This is a genomic window from Stenotrophomonas sp. B1-1 (assembly GCF_010894375.1).
Lineage (GTDB): Bacteria > Pseudomonadota > Gammaproteobacteria > Xanthomonadales > Xanthomonadaceae > Stenotrophomonas.
This window is the reverse complement of the sequence record NZ_JAAIUZ010000020.1, coordinates 58,051-85,000: the sequence shown is the minus strand read 5'-3', so window position 1 is coordinate 85,000 and position 26,950 is coordinate 58,051. Positions and strand designations below refer to the sequence as shown.

The following is a 26,950-nucleotide window of genomic DNA, read 5'->3' as shown; positions in this document are numbered from 1 at the left end:
CTCAGCGCTCCTCCAGCGGTTCATCGGCGGCCGACAGCGGACGCGCCGGGGTGTGGCTGCCATGGTCCAGCGACGGCCCGTGGTCATGGGGCTGGGGGCCATGGCGCAGGATCTTCACCAGGTACCAGATGCCCCAGCCGAACACGAAGGCATAGCCGACCACGTAGACCGCCAGCGAAAACGCAGTCATCCACGCACTCTGCGGTCCCACTGCATCGGCGGTGCGCAGCACGCCGTAGACCACCCAGGGCTGGCGGCCCATCTCGGTCACGAACCAACCGGACACCAGCGCGATGAAGCCGCTGGGCAGCATCCAGTTCCAGCCGCGCAGCAGCCACGGCGAATCCAGCAGCTTCTTCCGCCACAGCTGGAAGGCCGACACCCAGGCCAGCAGCAGCATCAGCGTGCCCAGCCCAACCATGATGCGGAAGGCGAAGAACACCGGCGTCACCGGCGGCCGCTCGCTGGCCGGCACCGAGGTCAGCGGATCGAAGGTGCCATCCAGCGAATGGGTCAGGATCACGCTGCCCAGCTTGGGAATGGCCACCTCGAAATCGTTGCGCTGCTCTTTCTCGTTGGGCAGGGCGAACACCACCAGCGGCACGCCCTCGCCTTCCTTGCTTTCGTGCCAGTGCGCTTCCACCGCGGCGATCTTCATCGGCTGGTGCTTCAGCGTGTTCAGGCCATGCATGTCGCCAACGAAGGTCTGCACCGGCACGGTCAGCGCGGCGAAGGCCACGGCAGCAATCACCATGCGCCGGCCCGCTTCGACGTGCGTACCCTTGCGCAGGTACCAGGCGCCCACCCCACCAATCACGAAACAGGTGGTGATGAACGAGCCCAGCGCCATGTGCGCCAAGCGGTAGGGGAAGGACGGGTTGAACACCACCTGCCACCAGTCCACCGGGTGCACGATGCCGTTGATCATTTCGTAGCCGGCCGGCGTGTGCAGCCAGCTGTTGGACGACAGGATCCAGAAGGTGGAGAACAGCGTGCCCAGCGCCACCATGCAGGTGGACAGGAAGTGCAGGCGCGGCGAGACCCGGCCCCAGCCGAACATCATCACGCCCAGGAAGCTGGCTTCCAGGAAGAAGGCGGTCAGCACTTCATAGGTCAGCAGCGGGCCGATCACGGTGCCGGCCACTTCGCTCAATCGCGGCCAGTTGGTGCCGAACTGGAAGGCCATGACGATGCCGCTGACCACGCCCATGCCGAAGGACACGGCGAAGATCTTCTGCCAGAAGAAGTAGAGATCGCGCCAGATGGGCAACTTCGTGCGCAGCCAGCGCCACTCAACGAAGGCCAGCCAGCTGGCGGTACCGATGGTGAAGGCGGGGAACAGCACATGGAAACTGATGACGAATCCGAACTGGATCCGCGACAACAACAACGCGTCCAAGGGACGCCTCCTGCCGGGTACGGGTGGGATACCGGACCACTTTAGGAAGATATCGCCGCGCTGGGATGCGACGCGGTGTCGCGCTGCTTCACTGTGTCGCAGGGGGCAGACGCCGCCGGCGCCCTGCTCTGGTGGGTGCCAACCGACCCGCCCTGGTAGGTGCCAACTCCCCCGCTCTGGTAGGTGCCAACCTTGGTTGGCACATCGCAAATCGCCGACCAAGGTCGGCCGCTACCAGAAGCGATTGCAGCCGGCGGGGGCTTCACCGCCAGAAATACCAAACGCCGGCGGCCAGCAGCGCACACACCAGCAGCACCTGCACCACCACGTAGCCCACGCCGCTGTCGCGGGTTTCCGCCTGCAGCCGCCGCTGCAGCGCCTCGCTCACGTCGGGCGTCGCTGCTTCCTGCTCGCGCAGCGCCTGCGATAGCGCGCGCGCATCGGCATCGCGAGGATCGTTGGCATGGCTCACAGCAGCTCTCCGGCGGTGGCGCGTCGGGTCAGCTCCTGCTTCAGGGTCTGCCGTGCGCGGAACAGATGGCTCTTGATGGTACCGCGTGGCAACCCGGTTACCTGCTCGATCTCGGCCAGGTCGAAATCCTCCAGGTAGTGCAGGCCCATGATCAGGCGCTGCGGCGGGGTGAGACGATCCAGCGCGGCTCCCAGCTGGCGGCCGGCCTGAAGCGCCTCGCTCAGCTCGGCCGGGCCCGGCCCTTCGTCGCCGATGCCCAGTTCCTCGGGCACCTCCACCGCCACCATCCACTGCATTTCCAGCCGGCGGCGGCGCAGGTGCTGCAGCGCCGTCGTATAGGCCACCCGCGAAACCCAGGTGCGCAGCGAGGATTCGAAGCGGAACCGGTGCAGCTGGCGGAACACCGCCAGGAAAGTTTCCTGCAGCAGGTCGGCCACCTGGTCACGGTCGCCGACCATGCGTCCGATCACGTGCGCGCAGGTGCGCTGGTGGGCCTGCACCAACTGCGCGAACGCCGGCTGCGAACCATCGATGATCGCCCGCACCAGCGCGCGGTCGTCGTCAGCTTCCGGTAGAGGCGCTGCGGGGACGTCGCGGCGACGCCCCCGCAATGCAGCCAGTGCTCCGCCCAGCAGGCTCATGCGCGGGGCGCCCCCTGTGCCCGTGGCATGCCGGCCTCAGCCCTTGCGCAGGGCAGGACGGGTGAAGTGCCAGGCCAGCAGCTGGCCCAGCCCGGCACTGCCGGCCAGCGCCGCAGCCGCGCCAAAGGTCAGCTCGCGCGCCCCCATCGCCTCCAGCAGGCCCATGGCCACGGCAAGGCTGACCAGGCTGATGCCCCAGCGCAGCGCGCCCTGGCGGCGGCGCTCTTCTTCCAGCACCGCCAGCGAACGGATCACCTCCTCCGGCACGTGGGGGGCAACCAGCTTGCTGCGGGCGCGGGCATCGGCCAGGGCATGGATCGCATAGGCGATGCAGATGAAGAGGGTGATCGGAATGAGTTCCTGCATGGTCGGGCTCCTGTTCGGTGGATGATGCGGGTTCAGGAGATTGGATGCGCAGGACCGGCGACCGGTTGCACGGCTTTGCCGATCCCGCTGCCATGACCTGTGGCCCCCTCCCCCGGCGCGGACGGCTGCTACCCTTGCCCGGTTTCCTCTTCTGGTGCCGTCCGCCCATGTCCCGAGTGCTGCCCCTGTCCCTTCTGCTGTCGGCCATCCTGGCCGCACCGGCCGCGCATGCCGCGCCCACGCCGATCACCATCGAACAGGCCATGGCCGACCCGGACTGGATCGGTCCGCCGGTGGAAAAGGCCTGGTGGTCGTGGAACAGCCAGCAGGTGGAATACCAGCTCAAGCGCAATGGCAGCCCGGTGCGCGACACCTTCCGCCAGCCGCTGGCCGGTGGCGCCGCCGCGCAGGTGGCCGATGACCAGCGCGGCAGCCTGGACGTGGCCGATCCGGTCTACGACCGTACCCGCAGCCGCAGCGCCTTCGTGCGCAATGGCGATGTGTTCGTGCGCGACCTGCGCAGCGGCGCGCTGACCCAGCTGACCCGCAGCAACGAGCGTGCCACCGGGGTGAACTTCGCCGCCGACAACGGCGTGATCTGGCGCGTGGGCCAGAACTGGTTCCACTGGACCGCCGCCAGCGGCGTGCAGCAGGTGGCCAGCCTGAAGGCCGACAAGGACCCGGCCAGCAAGCCCAAGGATGACCTGCTGCGCGACCAGCAGCTGCGCACCCTGGAAACCCTGCGCCGCGACCGTGACCAGCGCGAAGCGCTGAAGGACCAGGACCAGCGCTGGCGCCAGGCCGACCCGACCCGCGCGGCCGCACCGATCTACCTGGGCGCCGACGTGGAGATCGTCGACAGCCTGCTGTCGCCGGACCTGGGCCACCTGATCGTGGCCACCAAGGCCAAGGATTTCGACGACGGCCGCACCAGCAAGATGCCGCTGTACGTGACCGAATCGGGCTATGAGGAAACCGAAGACACCCGCACCCGCGTCGGCCGCAACGGCTTTGAACCGCACACCCTGTGGTTCGTGGACGTGCGCACCGGCAAGGCGCAGAAGCTGTCGCTGTCGGGCCTGCCGGGCATCGGCACCGACCCGCTGGCCGAGCTGCGCCGCAAGGCCGGCAAGGACGCGCTGAAGGGCGACCGCAGCGTGCAGGTAATGAGCGACTTCATGGGCGGCGGCATGCGCTGGAGCGCCGACGGCCAGCAGGCGGCGGTGATGCTGCGCGCCAACGACAACAAGGACCGCTGGATCGTCAGCGTGGGCAACGATGGCCGCGTGCAGAACCGCCACCGGCTGACCGACAACGCCTGGATCAACTGGGGCTTCAACGATTTCGGCTGGATGGCCGACGGCCGCACGCTGTGGCTGCTTTCGGAAGAATCGGGCTACTCGCACCTGTATACCCAGGCCGGCACGGCCAAGCCGCAGGCGCTGACCGGCGGCAAGTGGGAAACCTCCGCGCCGGTGCTGTCGGCCGACGGCAAGGGCTTCTACTTCCTGTGCAACCAGCAGGCCCCGCACGACTACGAAGTCTGCGCGGTCGACACCGGCAGCCGCCAGGTGCGCGAACTGACCAGCCTGAACGGCGTGGAAGACTTCTCGCTGTCGCCGGACGGCCAGCAGCTGCTGGTGCGCTATTCCGGCGCCTACCTGCCGCCGCAGCTGGCGGTGCTGCCGTCCTCGGGTGGCCAGGCCCGCGTGCTGACCGACACCCGCACCGCCGAATACAAGGCGCGTGAGTGGGTGCAGCCGAAGCTGGTGGCGGTGCCGTCCAAGCACGGCGCCGGCGTGGTCTGGGCCAAGTACTACGAACCCGAGCACAAGGAACCGGGCAAGAAATACCCGATCGTGATGTTCGTGCACGGCGCCGGCTACCTGCAGAACGTGCACCAGCGCTACCCGGCCTATTTCCGCGAGCAGATGTTCCACAACCTGCTGGTGGAAAAGGGCTACATCGTGCTGGATATGGACTACCGCGGCAGCGAGGGCTACGGCCGCGACTGGCGCACGGCCATCTACCGCAACATGGGCCACCCGGAACTGGAAGACTACAAGGACGGCCTGGACTGGCTGGTGGACACCCAGCAGGGTGACCGCGACCATGCCGGCATCTACGGCGGTTCCTACGGCGGCTTCATGACCTTCATGGCGCTGTTCCGTTCGCCGGGCACGTTCAAGGCCGGCGCCGCGCTGCGCCCGGTGGTGGACTGGAACAACTACAACCACGCCTACACCAGCAACATCCTGAACACCCCGGACATCGACCCGGAGGCGTACCGCACGTCCTCGCCCATCGAGTACGCGCAGAACCTGCAGGACAACCTGCTGATCGCCCACGGCATGATGGATGACAACGTGTTCTTCCAGGATTCGGTGCACCTGACCCAGCGCCTGATCGAGCTGCACAAGGACAACTGGTCCATCGCGCCGTACCCGCTGGAGCGCCACGGCTATACCCGTGCCGATTCCTGGCTGGACCAGTACAAGCGCATCCTCAAGCTGTTCGAGCAGAACCTGAAGTGAGCGACGCCGCGGCCACGATCCAGATCGTGGCCGCGGTCATCCTGGATGACCGCGGCCGGGCGCTGGTGGTGCGCAAGCACGGCGCCCAGCGCTTCATCCAGCCCGGTGGCAAGCCCGAGCCCGGCGAAGCGGCGCTGACCGCGCTGGCGCGCGAGCTGCACGAGGAACTGGGCGTGCAGCTGCAGCGTGATTCGGCCATCGCGCTGGGCCGCTTCCAGGACTGGGCGGTGAACGAACCCGGCCACCGGGTGCAGGCAGATGCCTGGTGGGTACAGGTGGCGGGAACGCCCCGCGCGCAGGCCGAAATTGCCGAACTGGCCTGGGTGCCGCTGCAGCCGCCGCACGGCCTGCCCTTGGCACCCTTGAGTGAACACCATATCCTGCCGGCGGTCGCCGCCCTGGCGACGGCCCGCTGACCTGGCGGGCGCCATCGCAGCGCAAGGACACCGGATGTCTTCCTCCATTCCCGATCTTCCCTCGCCGGCCGCGGCCCCCCTCAACACGTGGGTGAAACCGCTGGCGCAGGGCTCGTTCTGGCTGTGTCTGCTGATGGTGGTCTACTTCCTGGGCCAGGCCGTGGTGGCGGCCGTGTTGGCGCCGACCGCGCTCTGGCAGGCGCTGGTGAAGCTGGCCTGGGAAAACCAGCTGGATGGCAGCCTGCTGTGGATGCTCGCGCACCCGGTGGCGACGTCCCTGATCGCTGCGCTGCTGTGCCTGGGCTCCACCGTGGCCAGCTGGGGCCTGTGGCGCGAGCGCCGCTGGGGCCTGTGGGCCTTCGTGTGGGCGCTGGGCCTGAGCGCACTGGCCAACTTCGTCATCACCTGGTGGCTGGATGCGGTGATGCTGCAGTTCATCGGGCTGGCCACCCACGATGCCGAGCTGCAGCAGCAGCTGCAGGTGCAGCGCCTGCTGATGACGCTCACGCTGCTGGGCACCTCGGTGCTGTTCGCCGGCCTGCAGGGCTGGCTGGGCTGGCGCCTGCTGCGGCCGGACATCCGCGCGCGCTTCCGCTGAACAGAGCGGTCGCTGCGGTAAAGTACGCGGCATGAACGAATTCGAGCGCGTACGCGCCTACCTGACCGACCTGCAGGACCGCATCTGTGCGGCCATTGAAGCCGCCGATGGCAGCGCGCGCTTCCAGGAAGACCTGTGGCAGCGCGCCGAGGGCGGTGGCGGGCGTACCCGCGTGCTGCGCGACGGCGCGGTGTTCGAACAGGCCGGCATCGGCTTTTCCGATGTCTGCGGCAGCCGCCTGCCGCCGTCGGCGTCGGCCAACCGGCCGGAGCTGGCGGGCGCATCGTGGCGCGCCACGGGCGTGTCGCTGGTGTTCCATCCGCTGAACCCGCACGTGCCCACCACCCACGCCAACGTGCGCTTCTTCCAGGCACAGCGCGACGGCGAAGTGGTGGCCAGCTGGTTCGGCGGCGGCTTCGACCTGACCCCGTTCTATCCGCAGGACGAGGACGTGCAGCACTGGCATGGGGTGGCCCGCGACCTGTGCGCCCCGTTCGGTGAAGAACGCTACGCCGCCCACAAGCGCTGGTGCGACGAGTACTTCTTCCTGCGCCACCGCAACGAAACGCGCGGCGTGGGCGGGCTGTTCTTCGACGACCTGCACGGCGATTTCGAACGCGATTTCGACTACCTGCGCGCGGTGGGCGATGGCTTCCTGCAGGCTTACCTGCCGATCGTGCAGCGGCGCAAGGATGCCGCCTACGGTGAACGCGAGCGCGAGTTCCAGCTGTACCGTCGCGGCCGCTATGTGGAATTCAACCTCGTCTACGACCGCGGCACCCTGTTCGGGCTGCAGAGCGGCGGCCGCAGCGAAAGCATCCTGATGAGCCTGCCGCCGCGCGTGCGCTGGGAATACGGGTTCAGCCCCGAAGCCGGCAGCGCCGAGGCGCGCCTGACCGATTACCTGGTGCCGCGCGACTGGGTGTAACGCAACGCCGCGATGCCCGTAGCGTCGAGCTTGCTCGACTGCTTTTCGCATGGCGCCAACCGCAGTCGAGCAAGCTCGACTCTACCGGAGCGGGGCTTGCGGTCGGGACCGCGCGACTGGGTGTAACGCCACGCCGCAATGCCCGTAGAGTCGAGCTTGCTCGACTGCTTTTCGCATGGCGCCAAACGCAGTCGAGCAAGCTCGACTCTACCGGAGCGGAGCTTGCGGTCGGGACCGCGCGACTGGGTGTAACGCAACGCCGCGATGCCCGTAGAGTCGAGCTTGCTCGACTGCTTTTCGCATGGCGCCAACCGCAGTCGAGCAAGCTCGACTCTACCGGAGCGGGGCTTGCGGTCGGGACCGCGCGACTGGGTGTACGCCATGCCGCGATGCCCGTAGCGTCGAGCTTGCTCGACTGCTTTTCGCATGGCGCCAACCGCAGTCGAGCAAGCTCGACTCTACCGGAGCGGGACGCACGGTCGAGTGCGTTCGACATTGCGGGCGCGGGCCCCATGGTCGAGCACGCGCGATGTTGCGAGGGCGGGGCGCAGGGTCGAGCGCGTTCAACATCGCGCGGCTATCACGCGGCCGTCTTCTGCCGTGGAATGATGGTCATGTGGCCGTTGTTCTCCAGCAGCGCCAGGGCCACTTCTTCCACGCCCAGGCAGCCCTGCTGGCGCAGCGCGGCTTCCACGTCGGCGCGGGTCACCTGTTCACGGCGCAGCACGCCGTCGAACCAGCGCCCATCGCGCCCGATCACCACCGGCTCGCCTTCGATCACCCGCTCCATGCGCCGGCTGCGCGTGGTCAGCCAGCCCACGGCGTAGTTCAGCAGGATCAGCGTGGCCGCCAGCAGCAGGCCACCGCCCAGTGACGTATCACTGCCCAGCAAGGCATTCTGTACAGCGTTGCCCAGCAGCACGATCAGCAGCACGTCGAACGGGGTGATCTGCCCCAGCGCGCGCTTGCCTCCCAGCCGCACCATGCCCAGCACCACGGTGTAGACCACCACCGCGCGCAGGATGAATTCCCACCACGGCATGGCCAGTGCGAACAGGTCGTGCATTGCCGGTTCCCCTACGGAGCGATGGCCCAGCGTGGCGCAGCAGGGCACAAATAAAAAGCCCCGCTGACCAGGGGGAGGTCAACGGGGCCGGGGAACGGGCGCTTGGGGAGGAGCCCCCGTTCCGAGATCTGCTCCAGGGGATGGGAGAGATCCACAACAGGCGTTGCGCCTGTCGAGGGTTATAGAAGCACTCCGAACACTAACGGTTCGTGAAGGGCGCCCATTTAATCGTGCGCCCCTCCAGAAACATTCATCTTCGAGTCAGAAAATCCCCTGAAATGAATGAATTCACGTCGTTAATGGCCCGAAATGCGACTCAGTGCGCTTCGTCCCAGTTGCTGCCAATGCCGGTATCGACCACCAGTGGCACCCGCAACTGTGCCGCTTGCGACATGTGTTCGACCACGTGCTTACGCAATTCCTCTGTGAAACCGGCCGCGCTTTCGAACACAAGTTCATCGTGCACCTGCAGGATCATCCGCGCCGGTGCCCCGCTGTCGCGCAGCCACTGGTCCACGGACACCATCGCCCGCTTGATGATGTCTGCCGCCGTGCCCTGCATGGGGGCGTTGATGGCCGCTCGTTCGGCGCCGGCGCGCAGGCCCTGGTTGCGGGCGTTGATGTCGTTCAGGTACAGGCGGCGGCCGAACAGGGTTTCCACATAGCCCTGCTCGCGCGCCTGCTGGCGCATGCGTTCCATGAAGTCACGCACGCCCGGGTAGCGGCTGAAGTACAGCGCCACGTAGTCCTGCGCCTGGCCGCGGTCGATGCCCAGGTTGCGGGCCAGGCCGAACGCGCTCATGCCGTACATCAGGCCGAAGTTGATGGCCTTGGCGGCGCGGCGCTCGTTGGGCGTCACCTCGTCCAGCGCGCGGCCGAACACTTCGGCGGCGGTGGCACGGTGCACGTCGGCGCCCTGCTCGAAGGCGCGCACCAGGCCCGGGTCTTCGGACAGGTGGGCCATGATCCGCAGCTCGATCTGCGAATAGTCGGCCGCCAGCAGCTGGCAGCCGTCCGGGGCGACGAAGGCGCGGCGGATGCGGCGGCCATCGTCGGTGCGGATCGGAATGTTCTGCAGGTTCGGGTCCGACGAGGACAGGCGGCCGGTGGCGGCACCGGACTGGTGGTAGCTGGTGTGTACGCGGCCGGTGTCCGGGTTCACCATCTCCGGCAGCTTGTCGGTGTAGGTGCTGCGCAGCTTGGCCAGGCCACGGTATTCCAGGATCACCCGCGGCAGCTCGTGCTGGTCGGCAATGGCCTCCAGTGCTTCCTCGTTCGTGCTGGGCTGGCCCTTGGGGGTCTTCACCACCGCCGGCAGCTTCAGCTCGTCGAACAGCACGGCCTGCAGCTGCTTGGGCGAATCCAGGTTGAAGCTGCGGCCGGCCAGTTCGGTGGCCTTCTGCTGCGCGGCCAGCATGCGCGAGGACAGGTCCTGGCTCTGCCGGCGCAGTTCGGCGGTGTCGATGTGCACGCCGTTGGCTTCGATGGTGGTCAGCACCGGCACCAGCGGCATCTCGATGCTGCGGTACACGCTGTCCAGGCTCGGCTCGGCCAGCAGCTGCGGGCGCAGCGCGTGGTGCAGGCGCAAGGTGATGTCGGCGTCCTCGGCCGCGTAGCGGCTGGCTTCGTCGATACCCACCTGCGAGAACGGAATCTGCTTGGCGCCCTTGCCGGCCACATCCTCGAACTTGATGGTGTTGTAGCCCAGGTAGCGCAGGGCCAGCGAATCCATGTCGTGGCGGGTGGCCGTGGAATTGAGCACGAAGCTCTCAAGCATGGTGTCGTCGTGGTAACCCTGCACCTCCACGCCGTGGCGGCGCAGCACGTGCAGGTCGTACTTGCCATGCTGGCCCAGCTTCTTCTTCGCCGGGTCCTGCAGCAGCGGGCGCAGCGCGTCCAGCACCTGCTGCAGCGGCAGCTGTGCCGGCGCCCCGGGGTAGTCGTGGCCGACCGGAATGTAGGCGGCCTTGCCCGGCTCCACCGCCAGGCTGATGCCGACCAGGCGCGCACGCATCGCGTCCAGCGCATCGGTTTCGGTGTCGAAGCTGATCAGCTCGGCCTGCTGCAGGCGCTGCACCCAGGCCTGCAACTGTTCGTCGGTCAGCACGGTTTCGTACTCGCCCGGTGCGGCCAGCGCCGGGTCCAGTTCACCCGCCGCTGGCGCTTCGGCGCTGCCGCGGGCGAAACCGGCGGCGGTGCCGCGCAGGCTGGGGGTGGCTTCGCTGGCGGCGGTCGGGGCCGGCAGCGGCGCACCCAGCTCCTTCAGCGCCTGGGTGAAGCCGTAGCGCGCGTAGAGCTCGGTCAGCACCGGCACGTCCTGCTCGCGCAGCGCCAGCGTGGACGGGCTCGCCTCCAGCTCCACGTCGGTGCGGATGGTCACCAGATCGCGGTTCAGCGGCAGGCGGTCCAGCGCCGCGCGCAGGTTTTCGCCGATCTTGCCCTTCATGGTCGGGGCGGCGGCCATTACCCCGTCCAGCGTCTGGTATTCGGCCAGCCACTTGGCCGCGGTCTTCGGGCCGCACTTCTCCACACCCGGCACGTTGTCCACGGTGTCGCCCATCAGCGCCAGCAGGTCGATGATCTGGTCGGCACGCACGCCGAACTTGTCCATGACGGCCGCATCCGAATCCATGCGGCTGCCGGTCATGGTGTTCACCAGTTCGATGCCCGGGCGCACCAGCTGGGCGAAATCCTTGTCGCCGGTGGAAATGGTCACCTTCAGGTCCTGCGCCACGCCCTGCAGGGCCAGCGTGCCGATCACATCGTCGGCCTCCACGCCGGGAATGCGCAGGATGCTGATGCCCAGCGCTTCGACGATGCGACACATCGGTTCCACCTGGCTGCGCAGGTCGTCGGGCATGGGCGGGCGATTGGCCTTGTACTGGTCGTACAGGTCATCGCGGAAGGTCTTGCCTGGCGCATCCACCACGAAGGCGACGTAGGCCGGGCGCTCCTTCAGTGTGGACCGCAGCATGTTGACCACGCCGAACAGCGCGCCGGTGGGTTCACCCTGTGCATTGGACAGGGGCGGCAGCGCGTGGAACGCGCGGTACAGGTAACTGGACCCGTCGATCAGGACTAATCTGCTCATGCGGCGATTCTACGCGCCCACGCCTGCACGGCGGCGACACGGTGATGGGGCATAATCAAGACCCGTTCCAGGCAAAGGCCCTGCCGATGAAGACCCTGATGCTGGCGTCCGTGCTCCTGCTTGCTGGCTGCGCCAGCATGGGCGGTGCCGGCGCTCCCCCGGTGGACGTGAAGGGGGCCGAAGTGTCCAGCCGCACCATGGACAACGGCGATACCATCGAGGAGTACCGCGTGTCCGGCCAGCTGCGCATGGTCAAGGTCACCCCGTCGCGGGGCGCACCGTTCTACATGTATGACCGGAACGGCGACGGCCGCATGGACAACGACAAGGATGGCGTGTCGCCGGTGTATTGGAAGCTGTACAGCTGGTGATGCAGTGCGGGGTCGGATCCCTTTCCGCAGGAAAGGGCTCTGACCCCATCAAGGCCGAACGCCACAAAAGATGACGCCGGTACGCATCCTGCGCACCGGCGTCGGTCCCCTCCCCGGGAACGCGTGAATTCAGCGGATGACCAGCACCGGCAGCGAGCTGCGCGCCAGCACTTCGGCGGTCTGGCTGCCCAGCAGCACGCGGGTCACCCCACGGCGGCCGTGCGAGGTCATCACGATCAGATCGCTGTTGCGATCAGCGGCGGTTTCGATGATGCCGTCGGCCGCGTAACGGTCCAGCACATGCACCGGGTTGGCCTTGATGCCCTGTTCGGCGGCCTTGGCCAGCGCCGGCTGCAGCACCTTCTGTGCCCCTTCCTCGCGGTCGGCCTTGTACTCGGGGCTGTTCATGTAGCCCACGCTCCAGCCCATGGCGTCGTACATGCCGACCGCCCACGGCTCGGACACCGTCACGATATCGACCTCGGCGTTGAGGTCCTTGGCCAGCTCCAGGCCCTTGGCCAGGCCCTTGTCGGCCAGCTCGGAACCGTCGGTGGCGATCAGGATGCGTGTGTACATGGTGGGGCTCCGTGGCGATCTGCCGAATGGGAACACCACCATTACACAGCCGATGTGCACGCCGTGCCTTGAGCAGGATCAATGCGCGGGGTTGACGCCCGCCGGGCATGGCCCGGCGAGCCCCAGGATGCCTACGCCTCGACGGTCACCCGCCAGGCCCCCTCGTGCGGCTGCCAGTCGAATTCCACCGGCAGGAACTTCTCGATCAGCCGGGCGTTGCTGGCCAGGTGATCGCTGATGACGTGGGTGGTGAAGGCGCCGCCGCCGGCCAGGGCCATCGGCAGCAGCAGCTGGTCGGACAGGTATTCACCCACGTAGGCGTTGCCCTGCAGGTACTGCTGCACGCGTGCGGACAGGCGAGCGCCCACCTGTTCGGCACTCACCCCGCGCTCGCCGTGGCCATCGAACACTTCCACGTGGCTGCCATGCTGCACGCGCACCAGGGCGACATTGCCCGGGCCCAAGGCCGGGCGGATCGACTGCACGTGACGCGGGTGCGGATCGACGCCCAGGGTGTCGGCCAGCACCTGCAGCTCGCGCAGGCCGATGCTGCTGGACAAGCCGGACATCAGCACCTGCGCCTGCATCGATTCCAGGGCCGGCCGCTGCTCCAGCAGCGGTGCCTGCAACGCGGCGCACGGCTGCACCTGCACTTCAATCACGCCGCCGCCGGCCGGGTGGAAGCCATGCTGCAGCAACTGCATTTGGGCCTGCACGCCCATGCGACCCAGTGACGGCAGGTAGCTGTCAGCGATGAAATCGGCGCTGGGCGCCAGCGGGTTGTGGGTGCCACCTTCCAGCCGCAGGCGCGACGGCTGCTGCGCACGCCACAACGCCGGCAGCACGGTCTGCAGCACCAGCGTGGCCGAACCGGCACTGCCGGTTGCGAAGTGGTAGTCGCCAGCGCTCACCACGCCGGGCTCGAAGCGCAGCGAGGTGGCACCCAGCGCAGCACCATGCGTGCAGGCGTTGCTCACCCGTGCAGCGGCATTCACCGCGGTCAGGTGCTGGCGCATCAGCCCCGGCTTGCGCCGGATCGCGCGGATGTTCTGCAGGGTGAAGCCAATGCCGGTGCACAGGCTCAGGGTCAGGGCCGAGCGCAGCAGCTGCCCGCCGCCCTGCCCGCCATCAAGTTCAATCATATCCATGTGTAGGTTCCTCCATCCTGCCGCGCGCGGCGCAGTGTACGCCGCGCGCGGCCCGCTTCATCCCTTCACGCACACCACCTGGCGCAGCGTGTGCACGATCTCGACCAGATCGCGCTGGGCTTCCATCACCGCCTCGATCGGCTTGTAGGCCGCCGGCGATTCATCCACCACCTCCGCATCCTTGCGGCATTCCACGTGCGCGGTGGCCTTGGCGTGCTCGTCCACGGTAATCAGCTTGCGCGCCTGGGTGCGGCTCATCACGCGGCCGGCGCCGTGGCTGCAGCTGTGGAAGCTGTCCTCGTTGCCCAGCCCGCGCACGATGAAACTCTTGGCGCCCATGCTGCCCGGAATGATGCCCAGCTCGCCCTTGCGTGCACTGACCGCACCCTTGCGGGTCAGCATCACCTCCTTGCCGAAGTGGGTCTCGCGGTTCACGTAGTTGTGGTGGCAGTTCACCGCTTCGGCCTGGGCCTCGAACGGCTTGCTGATGACCATGCGCACGGCGGCCACCACGTTGCGCATCATCACCTCGCGGTTCATGCGTGCGAAACGCTGTGCCCACTCCACGGCGAACACGTAGTCGCCGTAGTGCTGGCTGCCCTCGGGCAGGTACGCCAGGTCCTGGTCGGGCAGGTTGATCATCCAGCGGCGCATTTCCTGCTTGGCCAGTTCGATGAAGTAGGTGCCGATGGCATTGCCGACGCCACGCGAGCCGGAGTGCAGCATGAACCACACGCGCTGGTCCTGGTCCAGGCACACTTCCACGAAGTGGTTGCCGGTACCCAGGGTGCCCAGGTGCTTGAGGTTGTTGGTGTTCTTCAGGCGCGGGTGGCGCTCGCAGATCAGCGCGAAGTCATCCACCAGCTGCTTCCAGCCTTCGATGGCCAGCTCCGGCGGCGTATCCCAGCTGCCCTTGTCACGGCCACCACGGGTCACGCTGCGGCCATGCGGCACCGCTCGTTCGATCGCGCTGCGCACGGCCGACAGATTGTCCGGCAGGTCGCTGGCATCGAGCGTGGTGCGCACGGCCATCATGCCGCAGCCGATATCCACGCCCACCGCGGCGGGAATGATAGCCCCCACGGTCGGTACCACCGAACCCACGGTTGCCCCCTTGCCAAGGTGCACGTCGGGCATCACCGCAATCCACTTGTGGATGAACGGCAGGCGCGCGATGTTCTGCAGCTGTTCGCGTGCCTGGTCTTCCAGCGGCACCCCGCGCGTCCACAGCTTGATGGGTGCAGCGCCGGGCTGCTGGATCACGTCATGGTTCATCGTGGTCATGGTGATGTTTCCTTTCATCCAATACAAAAACAAAGAAGGTGCGGTGACAAAGGTGGCCGAACGCACCACCTGCCGCGTTGCCGTGGCAGGTGGCCGGGACTTGAACCCGACCCCGAAGGGTTTCCGATGTAGTTCGGCCGGCATTCCCCGCGCAACGAAAGCAAAGGTGCCGGCAGCACGACGAGGGGTGGAGGAACATCCTGCTCTACCACTGAGCTACCGCTGCGTTGCCACAGCGGGCGGGGCTCGAACCCGCGACCCGGAGCTTAGAAGGCTGTAGTTCCTCCGGCATTCGCAGTGCCGGCGTTGAAACAGGTGCGGTGACAAAAGGAGTGGAACATCTCTTTCCCCACACCCGGCAGGAAAGGCGGGATTTGAACCCGACCCCGAAGGGACAACCAATGTAGTTCCACCAGCATTCACCGCGAAAACTCGAATTCCGGGTCCCTGCCCGGCTGGCCCTATTGCCAGCCGGGCGGTCCCTGGCGACATCCTTGCCGCCTTACAACGTCATGTCCTGGATGCACTGCACCCAGCCACTGCCATCGGCCGGTGCCTGCGCGTACTGGCCCAGCAGATCGAACACGGCATCGCTGAAGCCGCCGATGTGCAGCACGTCTTCGCGCTGCACGGTCTGGCTGCTGGCCACCGGCTGCAGGTCGATGCAGACCAGGCGCGCCTGCGGGCAACGCTGCTTCAGCACCTCCCACGCCCGCATCGTGGCCGTCGCACCGCCCTGGCGGGTGTCGCGCCAGCTCTCGTTGTCCGACACCAGCACCACCAGGTCGACCTGCGCGCAGCGACGGTTGAGGTCTTCCAGCGGTGCGCTGACCGAGGTGCCGCCGCCGTTGATCGCCAACTGCGCGGCCAGGGTCATCACGCTGTCGCGCGGGTTCAACCGCACCGGCCGCACCTGGGTGTCGAACGGCAGCACCGTGGCCTGCGGCTGACCGCGCAGCACACAAGCCGCGATCAAGGCCGCCACGTCCACACAGCGCACCGACGTACTGGCGCCCTTGCGGTAGCCGGTCAGCGGCCACTGCATGGACCCGGACACGTCCACCGCGACCACCACCCGCCCCGGCAGCACCGGTACCGATGCCGTGGCGATCTCCATGGCATCCTGCAGTGCATCCAGGATCGGCAACGGCAGGCCCTTGCCGGCGTGGAACGCCATCAGCAACTGGTACGGCAGCACCCGCGAACGACGTACCTGCTGCGGGTCACGCAGCCGCGCGGCAATCAGGTCCACCATCGCCGCATCGTCGAACACGCCGTTGCGGGCGAACGTGTTGAGGTTCATCCGCATCGACTGCCACGACGCGCTGCGCGCCAGCGCCGACCACTGCGCCGCATCCAGCGGCAGCGTGCTGAAGTACTGGAACGGCAGCGCCGGCGGCAGTCCCTGCGGGTCACGCTTGAACGCTTCGTAGGCCTGCACCAGCGCCGGCAGCTGCGCCGCGTCATACGGACGACCGACAACCCAGGCATACAGCGCCTTGCGCTCGGCATCGACCGGCTTCGGGTGCACCATGCGGATCAGATCCGCCAGCGACGGCTGCTGGCCGATGGCTGCACGCACCAGCGTTTCCACCGGGGCCTGCTGGATCCACTCACGCACCAGACGCTTGGGCAGCGAGCCCAGCGAACGGCGCCCGACCTGGCCGCTGCGCATGATCTGCACGAAGGTGCGCAGCTGGCGACCGTTGTCGATCACCCGCGGGAACACCTGGGCGAACACCGCGGCATCGCGCAGGCTGAGCACCGCCAGCAGCAGCGCCGGCATGTCCTTCATATGCGCCACCTGGCGGGCATACACCGCGGTGCGCGCCACGAAGTTCGGCTCGACCTGCGCGGTCAGCGCCAGCACCTGCCGCAGCTGCGCGTCGGCGTTGCTGTAGAAGGTGTTGTTGAGGCAGCCGGTGGCCGCATACAGGGCCAGCGCAGCACGCGGGTCGCGGCGGTAGGCCAGGCCACCGGCTTCATTGACGGTGGTGGCCGGCGGCAGCGCCGGGGCACGCATGTTGGAGAAGAGCGTCAGGTTGGCCATCGTGGTGTCCTCGGCGGGAACTGCCCGCGTCGTGTCTTGCCTGGAATAGAGCAATGGCCGTGCCAACTTTTGATCGACTTGATCAAGACGTTGTTTTTACTGCGTTTTTACTGGTTTCAAACAAGAATCGCCGACGCGGCACTCGAAGAATGTATATAGTTGCAGCGCGTCTTTTATAGGAATGGATATGTCACGGCGACAGGTCGTCTTCGGCATGCTCGGCACCCAGCTCGACGCGGGCGAAGGACCGGGCCGGTGGCAGAAATGGCGGCCGACGGTATCGCTGGGCATGCACGAGGATTTCCTGCCCGACCGGGTTGAACTGCTGCTGGACGAACGCCGCTACGCCAAGCTGGCGCGGGTGGTGTGCGACGACCTGGCACAGGCCGCGCCGGGCCTGCAGGTGCGCCGGCACGACACCTACCTGGCCGATCCCTGGGAGTTCGAAGGGGTCTACGCCACCCTGCACGACTTCCTGGCCGGCTACCCGTTCCAGCCGGAGGAGGAGGACTACTACGTCCACATCACCACCGGCACGCACGTGGCGCAGATCTGCTGGTTCCTGCTCACCGAGAGCCGGCACTTCCCCGGTCGCCTGCTGCAGACCTCGCCGCCGCGCAAGCAGGATGGCGCGGCCGGCAGCTACGCCGTCATCGACCTGGACCTGTCGCGCTACGACCATATCGCCCAGCGCTTCGCCCAGCAGCAACTGCAGGATCGCGACCTGTTGAAGAGCGGCATCGCCACCCGCAACGCCGCCTTCAACGCGATGATCGAGCAGATTGAAACGGTGGCCACGCGTTCGCGCGCACCGATGCTGCTGATGGGCCCCACCGGTGCCGGCAAGAGCCAGCTGGCCAAGCGCGTGTTCGAACTGAAGAAGCTCAAGCACCAGTTGCCCGGCCGCTTCGTTGAAGTGAACTGCGCCACGCTGCGCGGCGACGGTGCGATGAGCACACTGTTCGGCCATACCAAGGGCGCCTACACCGGTGCATCGTCGGACCGCGCCGGCCTGCTGCGTTCGGCGCACCAGGGCCTGCTGTTCCTGGATGAAATCGGCGAACTGGGCCTGGACGAACAGGCTATGCTGCTGCGTGCGCTGGAGGAGAAACGCTTCCTGCCGGTAGGCAGCGATCGCGAAGTGGAAAGCGAATTCCAGCTGATTGCCGGCACCAACCGCGACCTGCAGCAATCGGTGCTGGAAGGCCGCTTCCGCGAAGACCTGCTGGCACGCCTGAACCTGTGGACCTACCACCTGCCGGGCCTGGCCCAGCGCAGCGAGGACATCGAGCCGAACATCGAGTTCGAGCTGGAGCGCTGGTCACAGCAGCAGCACGCGCGGGTGCGCTTCAACGTGGAAGCACGTGCGCGCTATCTGGCCTTCGCTACCAGCGCCGAGGCGGCCTGGCGCGGCAACTTCCGCGACCTGGGCGCATCGATCATGCGCCTGGCCACCCTGGCCACGGCCGGGCGTATCCAGACCGAGGGCGTGGACGAGGAGATTGCCCGCCTGCGGCGGCAGTGGCGCGGCGGCGAAGCACCCTCACCGCTGCAGGCGCTGCTGGGCGAGGCAGCCGACCAGCTGGACCGCTTCGACCGCGTGCAGCTGGAAGAAGTGGTACGGGTCTGCGCACGCTCAAAGTCGCTATCCGCCGCCGGCCGCGAGCTGTTCGCGGTATCACGCACCCAGCGCGCCAGTACCAACGACGCCGACCGCCTGCGCAAGTACCTGGCGAAGTTCGGCCTGGACTGGGAGCAGGTGCGCAGCCCCGGTTCTGCGTAGCGTCGAGCTTGCTCGACGAAGGGCCCCGGTACATGCTGGCCGCGCAGCATCCATCGCTTTCAAGGAGATCGCCATGCACGAACGCAAACCAGAACCCGCCGCCGTCCCACGCACACTTGTATGGGTTGTCATCGGCGTTTTCGCCGTGCTTTACGGCGGCTATCAGGTCGGCAAGGAACTGGCCCTGCGCGACAATGCCAAGCAGGCGGCGGGCCAGTAGCGTCGAGCTTGCTCGACTGCTTTCTGTGATCGGAAGCATCGTGCCAACCAAGGTTGGCACCTACCGGTAAACGTCTACGCTCAGGCGATCTGCACGATGCGCGCGTTCTGGCACAGCGGGTAGCTGGCGACGAACTCGGCAATGGCTGCCTGCATCGCGGCAAACGACTGGCCATACATGTACAGCGCGGTTTCGGTCGGGCCCTGCCACCAGCTGCAGATTTCGCCCAGGCCATCGATGCGCTCGGACAGCTGCTCGAACACATGGTTCGAATCGCACTGCTCGTACACCTCGTCCGGCAGGTTCAGACCGTCCAGGTAGATGCCCAGCCCCTCGGTGACGCCAAAGCTGCGATCGGCCTCGCCTGCGCCCTGCACCTTGGAACCCTTCGGTGCGCCCAGCTGTTCCAGCAGGTCAACCAGTTTGGGCACGCCGGCTGCGTCGTTCAGCGCGATTTCGATATCGCCGTACTCCACTTCCCCCACGTCGGAGATCGCGGTGCCGCCGCCGGTGATCTCACCGATGCCGGCCGCCTGCAGCAGCGCATCCAGCGGGTCCTCGAACAGCTCGTGGCGGTGCTCGGGCTGCAACTTGGCGTTCAAGGTCACGGTAACGTGCAGCGTGGATTCGGTCATGGCGGCGTTCCTGGAAGATGTCACCGCCCATTGTAGAGTCGAGCTCGCTCGACTGCTGCTTCGGCGAGGCCTCCCCCGGGACCCGTCGGCCACGCGATAATGCGCGGTACAGAAACATCATTCCAACAGGGGGAATTCATGAAGTCGATCATTGCAGCCACACTGCTGCTGGTGCTCACGGGCTGCGGCATCCGCACCGAAGTCGTGCGCGTGAACGTGCCTGACATCCGGGTCAATCCCGAGCAGGGCCCGGTGGTCGTCGTCGCGCCGGTGCGCGATGGGCGCACGACGTACTTCCCGCAGGTGGCGGCTGCGGAGCGCCCGCAGAGCATCGGTGGCGTCATCCGCGGCAACAATGGCGTGCTGGTGTCCCTTGAGTCGTCCACCGCCCCGGACAAGGCGCGCGAGATCATGATCCAGGCCCTGCGCAACATGGGCTACCGCACGACAGACCAGTGCACTGGTACCTGCACGGAACTGGAAGCAACCTTGACCGATTTCTCGGTGAAGATGCCGATGAACTTCTGGCGTGCCGCATCTTCAACCCAGCAGATGCTGGCCGACATAGCGGTCGATGTGACCGCCCGCAAGGACGGTCAGGCCCGGACCTTCACGGCCACCGGCCACGGCGCCAACATTTTCCAGATCGTCTCGCGCGAGAACTGGGAGATCGCGTTGGAGCGCGCGGTGAGGAACTTCACCAGCAGCCTGCAGCAGTCGATGTCCGAGCAGGATGCCGCGACGGGCTCGAAGGCGCAGGACTGAGGCGCCCGATCCGTAGAGTCGAGCTTGCTTGACTGCTCTTCGTAGGGGCAGTCGAGCAAGCTCGACTCTACGGGACGTTCCCACGCTCAGCGCAGGAACTGTGGCACCTTGCGCTTCAGCAGTTCCACCAGCACCGGGTCCATGTAGTCGTAGTCGTCGGGGATATCCAGGCAGATCACCCGCTTGCCGTTCAGCCATGCCTTGTAGCGGCTGGACAGCCGGTTGCGGTGCGCCTTTTCCATCACGAACACCAGGTCGGCCCACTGCAGCAGCTCGGGGCTGAGCACTTCCTCGGCGTCGGCCAGCAAGCCCGCCGAGGCGGTTTCGATGCCGGGCCAATCGGCGAACACCTGCTCGGCCGTGGGGCTGCGCAGGCGGTTCTGGCTGCAGAGGAAGAGCACGTTGCGGGTCATGGGATTCTGCCGTTGTAGAGTCGAGCTTGCTCGACTGCTTTTTGTAGAGTCGAGCTTGCTCGACTGAACGCGCAGAGCAGTCGAGCAAGCTCGACTCTACAGGAGCTCGAAGACCGGGTCAGAGCCCTCCCGCGGGAGGGATCTGACCCCGACGGTAATCAGATCACCGTCAGGTTGGCGTAGGCCATCACCAGCCACTTGCTGCCGGCATCGGCGAATTCGACCTGCACGCGGGCGTGCGCGCCGCTGCCTTCGTAGTCGGTCACCATGCCTTCGCCGAACTTGGGATGGGTGACCAGGGCCCCCAGCTTCAGCGGCGGCGCCTCGATCGAGGCGTGGCCCATCACCCGGCTGCTGCCCAGCGAGGCCGGGCGTGAGACCTGCACCTTCGGGCGCACCTCGTGCAGCAGCTCGCGCGGAATCTCGCGCAGGAAGCGCGAGGGCAGGCTGTAGTTGTCCTGGCCGTGGATGCGCCGCGATTCGGCGTAGCACAGCACCAGCTTCTGCCGTGCACGGGTAATGCCCACGTAAGCCAGGCGGCGCTCTTCTTCCAGCCGCCCGCTTTCTTCCAGTGAGCGCGCACTCGGGAACAGGCCGTCTTCCATCCCGGCCAGGAACACCAGCGGGAATTCCAGGCCCTTGGCCGAGTGCAGGGTCATCAGCTGCACGCCCTCCTCGCCCGCCTGCGCCTGGCCCTCACCGGCCTCCAGCGCGGCGTAGGCCAGGAAGGCGACCAGCTCATCCATCTCCTCGCCCACTTCCTCGATGTCATCGGCACGGCGCACGAAGCGCGAGGCCACCGACACCAGTTCGTCCAGGTTGTCGGTGCGCGATTCCGAATCCAGCGAGTTGCGGCTTTCCTTGCTCCAGTGCTCGCGCAGCTGCGAGCGCGACAGGATGTGGTCCACGCGCTCGGCCAGGGTCATGTGCAGGGTCTGTGCCTGCAGCTCGTTCACCAGCACCAGGAAGCCGGCCAGCGCGTTGCGTGCGCGTGCGGCCAGCGCACTGCCCTGGGTGACCAGCATGGTGGCTTCCCACAGCGACAGGCCCTGCGCACGCGCTTCGCGGCGCACTTCGTCCAGCGTGCGTTCGCCAATGCCACGGGTGGGCGTGTTCACCGCGCGCTCGAAGGCGGCATCGTCGTTGCGGTTGGACAGCAGGCGCAGGTAGGCCAGCGCGTCCTTGATTTCGGCGCGCTCGAAGAAGCGCATGCCGCCGTACACGCGGTACGGCACCTGTTCGCTCAACAGTGCTTCTTCCAGCGCGCGCGACTGCGCGTTGCTGCGGTAGAGCACGGCCACTTCGGTGTAGCTGCCACCATCGCGCACCCACTGGCGGGCACGTTCGACGATGTAACGCGCCTCGTCCATTTCGTTGTACGCGGCGTACAGATCGATCGGCTCGCCATCGCCACTGTCGGTCCACAGTTCCTTGCCGATGCGATCCGGGTTGTGTGCGATCACCGCGTTGGCGGCGCCCAGGATATTGGCGGTGGAACGGTAGTTCTGTTCCAGGCGGATGGTCTGCGCGCCGGGGAAATCGCGCAGGAAGCCCTGCACGTTCTCGACCTTGGCGCCGCGCCAGCCGTAGATGGCCTGGTCATCGTCACCGACCACGAACACGTGGCCTTCGTGGCCGGCCAGCACGCGCACGAAGGCGTACTGGATGGCATTGGTATCCTGGAACTCATCCACCAGGATTTCGCGGAAGCGGGCGCGATAGTGGGCCAGCAGGGCCGGGTTGTCGCGCAGCAGTTCGTGCGCGCGCAGCAGCAGTTCGGCGAAGTCGACCAGGCCGGCGCGGTCGCAGCGCGCCTGGTATTCGATGTAGGCCTGGCGCATGGTTTCCAGCCACGCATCGTGCGGCTCGGGCTGGATGTGCTGCGGGCGGCGCCCCTCGTCCTTCTGCTCGTTGATCCACCACGCAATCTGCTTGGGCGGATGCTTGCTGTCGTCGATTTCCAGCGCCTGCACCACGCGCTTGACCAGCCGCAGCTGGTCGTCCGAATCCATCACCTGGAAGCCTTCGGGCAGCTTGGCGTCCTGCCAGTGCAGGCGCAGCAGGCGGTTGGCCAGGCCGTGGAAGGTGCCGATCCACATGCCGCGGCTGCCGTTGGGCAGCTGCGCGTCGATGCGGTGGCGCATTTCACCGGCCGCCTTGTTTGTGAAGGTGACCGCGAAAATGCCGTGGGTGGGCACGCCGAAGACTTCATGCAGCCAGGCGATGCGGTGGGTAAGCACGCGGGTCTTGCCCGAGCCGGCGCCGGCCAGCACCAGGTGGTGGCCAGGGGGAGCAGAGACGGCGTCGCGCTGGGCCGGGTTCAGGCCATCAAGCAGGTGGGAGACATCCATGCCCCCATTTTACGGCATCGCGGTCGCGTGCCCTGCGACCACCTGCGCGGCCAATGCCTGTGCCTGCTGACGGAGTTCAGGCACGGCCAGGCTTTCCCACAGGCTGCCGATGCGCAGGCTGCCGAGCACGCCCAGCCGCGGCTGCGGCCGGCCCTGCGCGTCGTGCAGGCGATCGCCGGGCACGCCGCTGTCCAGGCCCAGCCCATGCGGTCCCGGCCGTGCCACGCCATCGGCCAGCAGCTGCTGCAGCAACGGGTTGCGCAGGGCGCTGGCACGGGTTTCCACGCCGGTGGCATTGATGATGCCGGCCACCGCCCAGGCCTGGTCAGCACCGTCAGCGCTGCGCCCGCTCAGCAGCAGGGCGTCGTCCTGCTGGCGCACCTGCTGCAACCGTGCGCGGTGGATCTGCAGCTGGCCACTGGCCTGCAGCGCCTGCAGCTGCGCATCGATGCCTTCGGCAATGCGATGACGATGCACGTCCCAGTAGCGCACCACATGGCGCAGGAAGCGACGCTGGTCGGCTGCATCCAGGCTGCACCACAGGGCCTGCCCGTGGGCGCGGATGCGGTCCATCACGCCCTGCCACGGCTGCCCGGCGGCCTGCAGTTCACCGGCGTGCTGGCGCAGTGCGCGCAGCCGCTGGCGCAGGGTAAGCGGCAGCAGGCTGGCGGGATCGAAGCTCGGCAGCGCGCCATGGTCGTGCGGCAGCGGCAGCAGGCCATGACGGGAAATGACATGCAGCGGACCGCTATGGCCGGCAGCCACCAGGGCCAGCACGGTATCGGCCATGCTCAGGCCCGAGCCGACGATGGCCAATGCCTGCGTACCGGCCAGGGTCCGCACGCCGTCGTAATCCCAGGCTTCGACCACCGCATCGGCCGTCAATGCGTCGGCGCCGGGCACGGGCAGCGGGCGCATGCTGTTGCCGGTGGCCAGCACCGCCTGCGCGGCGCGCAGCACCTGCCCATCGCCCAGCTGCAACTGGCAGCCGTGTGCATCCACCTGCAGGGCCAGCACCGGCTGGGCGATGACCTGCACCTGCGCCGGGCTGGCCGCAGCGGCCTGCTGCAGGCGCTGCTGCAGGTAGCTGGCGAAATAATGGCGGCAGACATAGCGCTCGCCCAGCACATCGCGTGCTTCACCCGGGTAGGCGTTGGCCGCTTCCAGGTAATCGAGGAAATCGCCGGGCTGTTCCGGGAATGCGCTCATCTTTGCCGCCGGCACGTTCAGCAGGTGCTCCGGCCACGGTGTGGAGTAGGCAATGCCCTGTGCCGGCTGCGAGGCCGGCTCGAACAGCGTGATGCACAGCGGCTGCCGGGCCTGCTGCAGCACGTGGAGGGCCACCAGTACGCCGGCGGCGCCGCCACCGATGATCGCCAGGTCCGCTTCAGCGGTTCGCGCGGAATCAGTCATGCGGGGATTGTAGGCCATGGCTGGCGTGACCCGCGCCAACGCGCCCGTCTACATCAGCGCATCGGCCAGCCGTGCGATGCCTTCACGGCTGCGCCGCCACGCCGGCCGCTGCCGCCACTGCTCCAGGTCCAGCAGCGTCGACTGCCGCAGGTAGTCGTCTTCGATCGCGCACAGTTGCTTCACCAGCGGGCGGTCGTAGCAGATCAGGCCGATCTCGGCATTCAGCGCGAACGAACGGATATCCATGTTGATCGAGCCCAGCACCGCGATGTCTTCGTCCACGCTCATGTGCTTGGCGTGCAGGAATTGTGGCTCGTACAGCGCGATCTGCACGCCACAGCGCAGCAGTTCGTCGTAGTACGCCTCCTGCGCCCAGGACGTCAGCCGCTGGTTGTTGCTGGCCGACAGGATCAACTGCACCTGCACGCCCGACAGCGCGGCGATGCGCAGCGCGCTCAGGGTCGCCTCGTCGGGCACGAAGTACGGGGTCACCATCACCAGTCGCCGCCGTGCCAGGTGGATGAGCGCGGCCACGGCATCGCGCGCATTGCTGTACGGGTAGGCCGGGCCGCTGGGCAGCAGCTGGGTGGCGATGTCGTCGCTGCACACCGGTACGTTGGCGATCACCTCCAGGCGCTGCCCGGTTTCCATGTACCAGTCACTGGCGAACACCGCTTCCAGATGCGCCACCGCCGGGCCGCGCACGCGCGCCACCAGTTCACGGTTGGGATGGCCGGGCACGAACTGCGGGCCGGCCAGGTTCTGCGAACCCACGTAGGCCACTTCGTTGTCGATCACCGCGATCTTGCGGTGGTTGCGCAGGTCCATGCGGCCGCTGCGGCGCCAGCGCAGGCCGCCCGGCAGCATCGCGCGCACTTCCACATCGCGTGCCTGCAGTCGCTTGCGGTAGGCGCGCAGGCCGCGCTTGGCACCGACGGCATCAAGCAGCACGCGGCACTGCACGCCACGCGCGGCGGCACGCTGCAGGGCTTCGACGATGGCCTCGCCCACGGCGTCATCGAACATCAGGTAGTACAGCAGGTGCACGCGGTCTTCGGCCTGGTCGATATCGGCAATCAGGCTGTGCAGCGACTCGTCGTAGTCGGTCAGCAGATCGACGGCGTTGCCGTGCACCGGCATGAAGTCGCCCTGGCGCTGCACCAGCGGCACGATCTCGGCAGTGGCGGTGTCGGGCTGCGGCACCCAGCGCAGGCGCCGCTGCAGCGCCTGCTCTTCGCGGATGACCAACGAAGCCTCGGCCTGGCGGCGGATGCGTTCGCGCGACAGCCAGGGGTGGCCGAACAGCAGGTACAACGGCAGGCCCAGCAGGGGCACGAAGCCGACCAGCAGCAGCCAGCTGCGTGCGGCCCCCGGCGTGGTGCGGGTAGGAATCCAGCACAGCGCGACCAGGCGGATGAGCCAGTCGATCAACAGCAGGTAGGAGCCCAGCAGCCACTCGAACAGCATCGCGTCGCCCGTCGGGAGGTGTGCAGCCATTCTGCCCAGCAGGGTGTGTAGAGTCGAGCCATGCTCGACTGCATGGAAGCATGTGCCAACCAAGGTTGGCACCTACCGGGCGGGGTGAGCGTGCCAACCAAGGTTGGCACCTACCAGGCGGGGTAAGCGTGCCAACCAAGGTTGGCACCTACCAGGCGGGGTACGCACCTGCCGGGCGCCGGGCATGAAAAAACCCGCCACAAGGGCGGGTTTTTCCGGAGGCGATCAGCAACCCTTGCGGATTACTTGATCTTGCCTTCCTTGTACGGGACGTGCTTGCGCACGACCGGATCGTACTTGGAGAATTCCATCTTCCCCGGGGTGTTCTTCTTGTTCTTGTCGGTCGTGTAGAAGTGACCGGTACCGGCGGTCGAAATCATACGGACCTTATCGCGCTTGCCTGCCATGATCGTCTACTCCTCAGACCTTTTCGCCGCGCGCACGCAGCTCAGCCAGAACGGAATCGATGCCGTTCTTGTCGATGGTGCGCAGTGCATGCGCGGAAACACGAAGCTTCACCCAGCGGTTTTCGCTGGCAACCCAGAAGCGGCGCTCGTGCAGGTTGGGCAGGAAACGACGACGGGTCTTGTTGTTGGCGTGCGAGACGTTGTTACCCGTCTGCACTCGCTTGCCGGAAACCTGGCATACGCGGGACATTGCGCACCTCGATAGTTAATTGTGTCAGCCCGTAGCCCGGGAGACGGCGGCCTCGGTGGTTGCCCACCACACGTCAAGAGAATCAAAGGGTTACGCTGGCGTTGGGCGGCCGGGGACGTGCTCCCGGGGGTGCCGCCCGGCACGAAACCGGACACAGCGAGCCGCGCATTATGCAGGCTTTCAATCACTTGCGCAAGTTGTCCACAGGGCAAAGGCTGAACGTGGCACGCCGTGTTCATGCCGGGTCTGACCATACTGGCGGCCCCTCCCGCGAGC

25 protein-coding genes are annotated in these 26,950 nt (G+C 67.1%); 8 read left to right on the top strand and 17 right to left on the bottom strand.

Translation table 11 applies throughout. The annotated features are described in order from the left end of the window. Position 1: 1 nt before the first annotated feature. The 4 genes from G4G00_RS15885 to G4G00_RS15870 all read right to left on the bottom strand — a co-directional run bounded on the left by G4G00_RS15885 (position 2) and on the right by G4G00_RS15870 (position 2,878). Positions 2–1,399 carry a cytochrome ubiquinol oxidase subunit I gene (locus G4G00_RS15885; protein WP_164274949.1) on the bottom strand — a complete coding sequence of 466 codons (1,398 nt, stop codon included), beginning with the start codon at positions 1,397–1,399 and terminating at the stop codon, positions 2–4. 262 nt (positions 1,400–1,661) lie between these two features. Next, positions 1,662–1,871: a hypothetical protein gene (locus tag G4G00_RS15880; RefSeq protein ID WP_164274945.1), complete on the bottom strand. Its 210-nt coding sequence runs from the start codon at positions 1,869–1,871 to the stop codon at positions 1,662–1,664. Beyond that, entirely contained in the window at positions 1,868–2,512 is a 645-nt protein-coding gene (locus tag G4G00_RS15875) for a sigma-70 family RNA polymerase sigma factor (protein WP_108754582.1), read from the bottom strand. Before G4G00_RS15875 ends, G4G00_RS15880 begins: the two co-directional genes overlap by 4 nt. Before the next feature lie 36 nt (positions 2,513–2,548). Then, the gene (locus tag G4G00_RS15870; RefSeq protein WP_108754583.1) at positions 2,549–2,878 is read right to left on the bottom strand and encodes a hypothetical protein; all 330 of its coding nucleotides are present in this window, start codon (positions 2,876–2,878) and stop codon (positions 2,549–2,551) included. A 167-nt stretch (positions 2,879–3,045) separates the two neighbouring features. Here G4G00_RS15870 and G4G00_RS15865 point away from each other — a divergent pair, with 167 nt between their 5' ends. The 4 genes from G4G00_RS15865 to hemF are packed head-to-tail and all read left to right on the top strand — an operon-like array spanning position 3,046 to position 7,354. Next, positions 3,046–5,412 (top strand): S9 family peptidase, encoded by a 2,367-nt coding sequence (locus G4G00_RS15865; RefSeq protein ID WP_108754585.1) that lies wholly within the window; start codon positions 3,046–3,048, stop codon positions 5,410–5,412. Beyond that, positions 5,409–5,828, top strand: coding sequence for an NUDIX domain-containing protein (locus G4G00_RS15860; protein ID WP_164274942.1), 420 nt, complete (start codon positions 5,409–5,411; stop codon positions 5,826–5,828). Before G4G00_RS15865 ends, G4G00_RS15860 begins: the two co-directional genes overlap by 4 nt. A gap of 34 nt (positions 5,829–5,862) precedes the next feature. Then, the gene (locus G4G00_RS15855) at positions 5,863–6,426 is read left to right on the top strand and encodes a hypothetical protein (RefSeq protein ID WP_164274939.1); all 564 of its coding nucleotides are present in this window, start codon (positions 5,863–5,865) and stop codon (positions 6,424–6,426) included. Between the two features lie 31 nt (positions 6,427–6,457). Next, the gene (gene hemF, locus G4G00_RS15850) at positions 6,458–7,354 is read left to right on the top strand and encodes an oxygen-dependent coproporphyrinogen oxidase (RefSeq protein WP_164274936.1); all 897 of its coding nucleotides are present in this window, start codon (positions 6,458–6,460) and stop codon (positions 7,352–7,354) included. A gap of 580 nt (positions 7,355–7,934) precedes the next feature. On the opposite strand, the gene G4G00_RS15845 is transcribed toward hemF, so the two are convergent. Together G4G00_RS15845 and polA are read right to left on the bottom strand one after the other, a co-directional pair. Then, positions 7,935–8,420: a YetF domain-containing protein gene (locus G4G00_RS15845; protein ID WP_164274933.1), complete on the bottom strand. Its 486-nt coding sequence runs from the start codon at positions 8,418–8,420 to the stop codon at positions 7,935–7,937. 316 nt (positions 8,421–8,736) lie between these two features. Further along, positions 8,737–11,511 (bottom strand): DNA polymerase I, encoded by a 2,775-nt coding sequence (gene polA / locus G4G00_RS15840; RefSeq protein WP_164274930.1) that lies wholly within the window; start codon positions 11,509–11,511, stop codon positions 8,737–8,739. 86 nt (positions 11,512–11,597) lie between these two features. Between polA and G4G00_RS15835 the strand changes: the two genes are divergently transcribed. Continuing rightward, on the top strand, positions 11,598–11,882 hold the full coding sequence (locus tag G4G00_RS15835) for a DUF2782 domain-containing protein (RefSeq protein ID WP_108751337.1): 285 nt from the start codon (positions 11,598–11,600) through the stop codon (positions 11,880–11,882). A gap of 129 nt (positions 11,883–12,011) precedes the next feature. Here the strand turns inward: G4G00_RS15835 and G4G00_RS15830 are convergent, their stop codons facing one another. From G4G00_RS15830 to G4G00_RS15815, 4 genes are all read right to left on the bottom strand, one after another. Next, positions 12,012–12,458 carry a universal stress protein gene (locus tag G4G00_RS15830; RefSeq protein ID WP_108754591.1) on the bottom strand — a complete coding sequence of 149 codons (447 nt, stop codon included), beginning with the start codon at positions 12,456–12,458 and terminating at the stop codon, positions 12,012–12,014. 131 nt (positions 12,459–12,589) lie between these two features. Beyond that, entirely contained in the window at positions 12,590–13,606 is a 1,017-nt protein-coding gene (rtcA, locus tag G4G00_RS15825) for an RNA 3'-terminal phosphate cyclase (RefSeq protein ID WP_164274927.1), read from the bottom strand. Between the two features lie 57 nt (positions 13,607–13,663). Then, complete coding sequence (locus G4G00_RS15820; RefSeq protein ID WP_108754593.1) at positions 13,664–14,890, bottom strand: RtcB family protein; 1,227 nt, start codon at positions 14,888–14,890, stop codon at positions 13,664–13,666. Between the two features lie 502 nt (positions 14,891–15,392). Next, positions 15,393–16,940 (bottom strand): VWA domain-containing protein, encoded by a 1,548-nt coding sequence (locus G4G00_RS15815; protein ID WP_164274924.1) that lies wholly within the window; start codon positions 16,938–16,940, stop codon positions 15,393–15,395. 187 nt (positions 16,941–17,127) lie between these two features. Here G4G00_RS15815 and rtcR point away from each other — a divergent pair, with 187 nt between their 5' ends. Both rtcR and G4G00_RS15805 read left to right on the top strand, forming a co-directional pair. After that, positions 17,128–18,723 (top strand): RNA repair transcriptional activator RtcR, encoded by a 1,596-nt coding sequence (gene rtcR / locus G4G00_RS15810; protein WP_164274921.1) that lies wholly within the window; start codon positions 17,128–17,130, stop codon positions 18,721–18,723. A 73-nt stretch (positions 18,724–18,796) separates the two neighbouring features. Beyond that, positions 18,797–18,943 (top strand): hypothetical protein, encoded by a 147-nt coding sequence (locus G4G00_RS15805; protein WP_159094026.1) that lies wholly within the window; start codon positions 18,797–18,799, stop codon positions 18,941–18,943. A gap of 80 nt (positions 18,944–19,023) precedes the next feature. Here the strand turns inward: G4G00_RS15805 and G4G00_RS15800 are convergent, their stop codons facing one another. Further along, complete coding sequence (locus G4G00_RS15800) at positions 19,024–19,578, bottom strand: hypothetical protein (RefSeq protein ID WP_164274919.1); 555 nt, start codon at positions 19,576–19,578, stop codon at positions 19,024–19,026. A gap of 99 nt (positions 19,579–19,677) precedes the next feature. Here G4G00_RS15800 and G4G00_RS15795 point away from each other — a divergent pair, with 99 nt between their 5' ends. Next, a complete protein-coding gene (locus tag G4G00_RS15795) occupies positions 19,678–20,343 on the top strand; it encodes a hypothetical protein (RefSeq protein WP_240336171.1) in 666 nt (221 codons plus the stop codon). An 86-nt stretch (positions 20,344–20,429) separates the two neighbouring features. Here G4G00_RS15795 and G4G00_RS15790 read toward each other — a convergent pair whose 3' ends face one another. The 6 genes from G4G00_RS15790 to rpmB all read right to left on the bottom strand — a co-directional run bounded on the left by G4G00_RS15790 (position 20,430) and on the right by rpmB (position 26,674). Beyond that, positions 20,430–20,756 (bottom strand): low molecular weight protein tyrosine phosphatase family protein, encoded by a 327-nt coding sequence (locus tag G4G00_RS15790; protein WP_108754598.1) that lies wholly within the window; start codon positions 20,754–20,756, stop codon positions 20,430–20,432. Between the two features lie 158 nt (positions 20,757–20,914). Beyond that, positions 20,915–23,107: a DNA helicase II gene (gene uvrD / locus G4G00_RS15785; RefSeq protein WP_108754599.1), complete on the bottom strand. Its 2,193-nt coding sequence runs from the start codon at positions 23,105–23,107 to the stop codon at positions 20,915–20,917. Positions 23,108–23,116: 9 nt separating this feature from the next. After that, positions 23,117–24,538, bottom strand: a complete 1,422-nt coding sequence (locus tag G4G00_RS15780) for an FAD/NAD(P)-binding protein (RefSeq protein ID WP_164274914.1) — start codon at positions 24,536–24,538, stop codon at positions 23,117–23,119. A gap of 30 nt (positions 24,539–24,568) precedes the next feature. Further along, the gene (cls, locus tag G4G00_RS15775) at positions 24,569–25,987 is read right to left on the bottom strand and encodes a cardiolipin synthase (protein ID WP_108757539.1); all 1,419 of its coding nucleotides are present in this window, start codon (positions 25,985–25,987) and stop codon (positions 24,569–24,571) included. A gap of 272 nt (positions 25,988–26,259) precedes the next feature. Beyond that, positions 26,260–26,427, bottom strand: coding sequence for a 50S ribosomal protein L33 (gene rpmG, locus G4G00_RS15770; RefSeq protein ID WP_170272460.1), 168 nt, complete (start codon positions 26,425–26,427; stop codon positions 26,260–26,262). 10 nt (positions 26,428–26,437) lie between these two features. Next, positions 26,438–26,674, bottom strand: coding sequence for a 50S ribosomal protein L28 (rpmB, locus tag G4G00_RS15765; protein WP_005411638.1), 237 nt, complete (start codon positions 26,672–26,674; stop codon positions 26,438–26,440). Positions 26,675–26,950 lie beyond the last annotated feature (276 nt).

Excerpts from the sequence above, each read along its gene's own strand:
- G4G00_RS15875 (WP_108754582.1), bottom strand. The coding sequence starts at position 2,512 with ATGAGCCTGCTGGGCGGAGCACTGGCTGCATTGCGGGGGCGTCGCCGC.
- G4G00_RS15870 (WP_108754583.1), bottom strand. The coding sequence starts at position 2,878 with ATGCAGGAACTCATTCCGATCACCCTCTTCATCTGCATCGCCTATGCG.
- G4G00_RS15865 (WP_108754585.1), top strand. The coding sequence starts at position 3,046 with ATGTCCCGAGTGCTGCCCCTGTCCCTTCTGCTGTCGGCCATCCTGGCC.
- G4G00_RS15855 (WP_164274939.1), top strand. The coding sequence starts at position 5,863 with ATGTCTTCCTCCATTCCCGATCTTCCCTCGCCGGCCGCGGCCCCCCTC.
- hemF (WP_164274936.1), top strand. The coding sequence starts at position 6,458 with ATGAACGAATTCGAGCGCGTACGCGCCTACCTGACCGACCTGCAGGAC.
- G4G00_RS15845 (WP_164274933.1), bottom strand. The coding sequence starts at position 8,420 with ATGCACGACCTGTTCGCACTGGCCATGCCGTGGTGGGAATTCATCCTG.
- polA (WP_164274930.1), bottom strand. The coding sequence starts at position 11,511 with ATGAGCAGATTAGTCCTGATCGACGGGTCCAGTTACCTGTACCGCGCG.
- G4G00_RS15835 (WP_108751337.1), top strand. The coding sequence starts at position 11,598 with ATGAAGACCCTGATGCTGGCGTCCGTGCTCCTGCTTGCTGGCTGCGCC.
- G4G00_RS15830 (WP_108754591.1), bottom strand. The coding sequence starts at position 12,458 with ATGTACACACGCATCCTGATCGCCACCGACGGTTCCGAGCTGGCCGAC.
- rtcA (WP_164274927.1), bottom strand. The coding sequence starts at position 13,606 with ATGGATATGATTGAACTTGATGGCGGGCAGGGCGGCGGGCAGCTGCTG.
- G4G00_RS15820 (WP_108754593.1), bottom strand. The coding sequence starts at position 14,890 with ATGACCACGATGAACCATGACGTGATCCAGCAGCCCGGCGCTGCACCC.
- G4G00_RS15815 (WP_164274924.1), bottom strand. The coding sequence starts at position 16,940 with ATGGCCAACCTGACGCTCTTCTCCAACATGCGTGCCCCGGCGCTGCCG.
- rtcR (WP_164274921.1), top strand. The coding sequence starts at position 17,128 with ATGTCACGGCGACAGGTCGTCTTCGGCATGCTCGGCACCCAGCTCGAC.
- G4G00_RS15805 (WP_159094026.1), top strand. The coding sequence starts at position 18,797 with ATGCACGAACGCAAACCAGAACCCGCCGCCGTCCCACGCACACTTGTA.
- G4G00_RS15800 (WP_164274919.1), bottom strand. The coding sequence starts at position 19,578 with ATGACCGAATCCACGCTGCACGTTACCGTGACCTTGAACGCCAAGTTG.
- G4G00_RS15795 (WP_240336171.1), top strand. The coding sequence starts at position 19,678 with ATGCGCGGTACAGAAACATCATTCCAACAGGGGGAATTCATGAAGTCG.
- G4G00_RS15790 (WP_108754598.1), bottom strand. The coding sequence starts at position 20,756 with ATGACCCGCAACGTGCTCTTCCTCTGCAGCCAGAACCGCCTGCGCAGC.
- uvrD (WP_108754599.1), bottom strand. The coding sequence starts at position 23,107 with ATGGATGTCTCCCACCTGCTTGATGGCCTGAACCCGGCCCAGCGCGAC.
- G4G00_RS15780 (WP_164274914.1), bottom strand. The coding sequence starts at position 24,538 with ATGGCCTACAATCCCCGCATGACTGATTCCGCGCGAACCGCTGAAGCG.
- cls (WP_108757539.1), bottom strand. The coding sequence starts at position 25,987 with ATGCTGTTCGAGTGGCTGCTGGGCTCCTACCTGCTGTTGATCGACTGG.
- rpmB (WP_005411638.1), bottom strand. The coding sequence starts at position 26,674 with ATGTCCCGCGTATGCCAGGTTTCCGGCAAGCGAGTGCAGACGGGTAAC.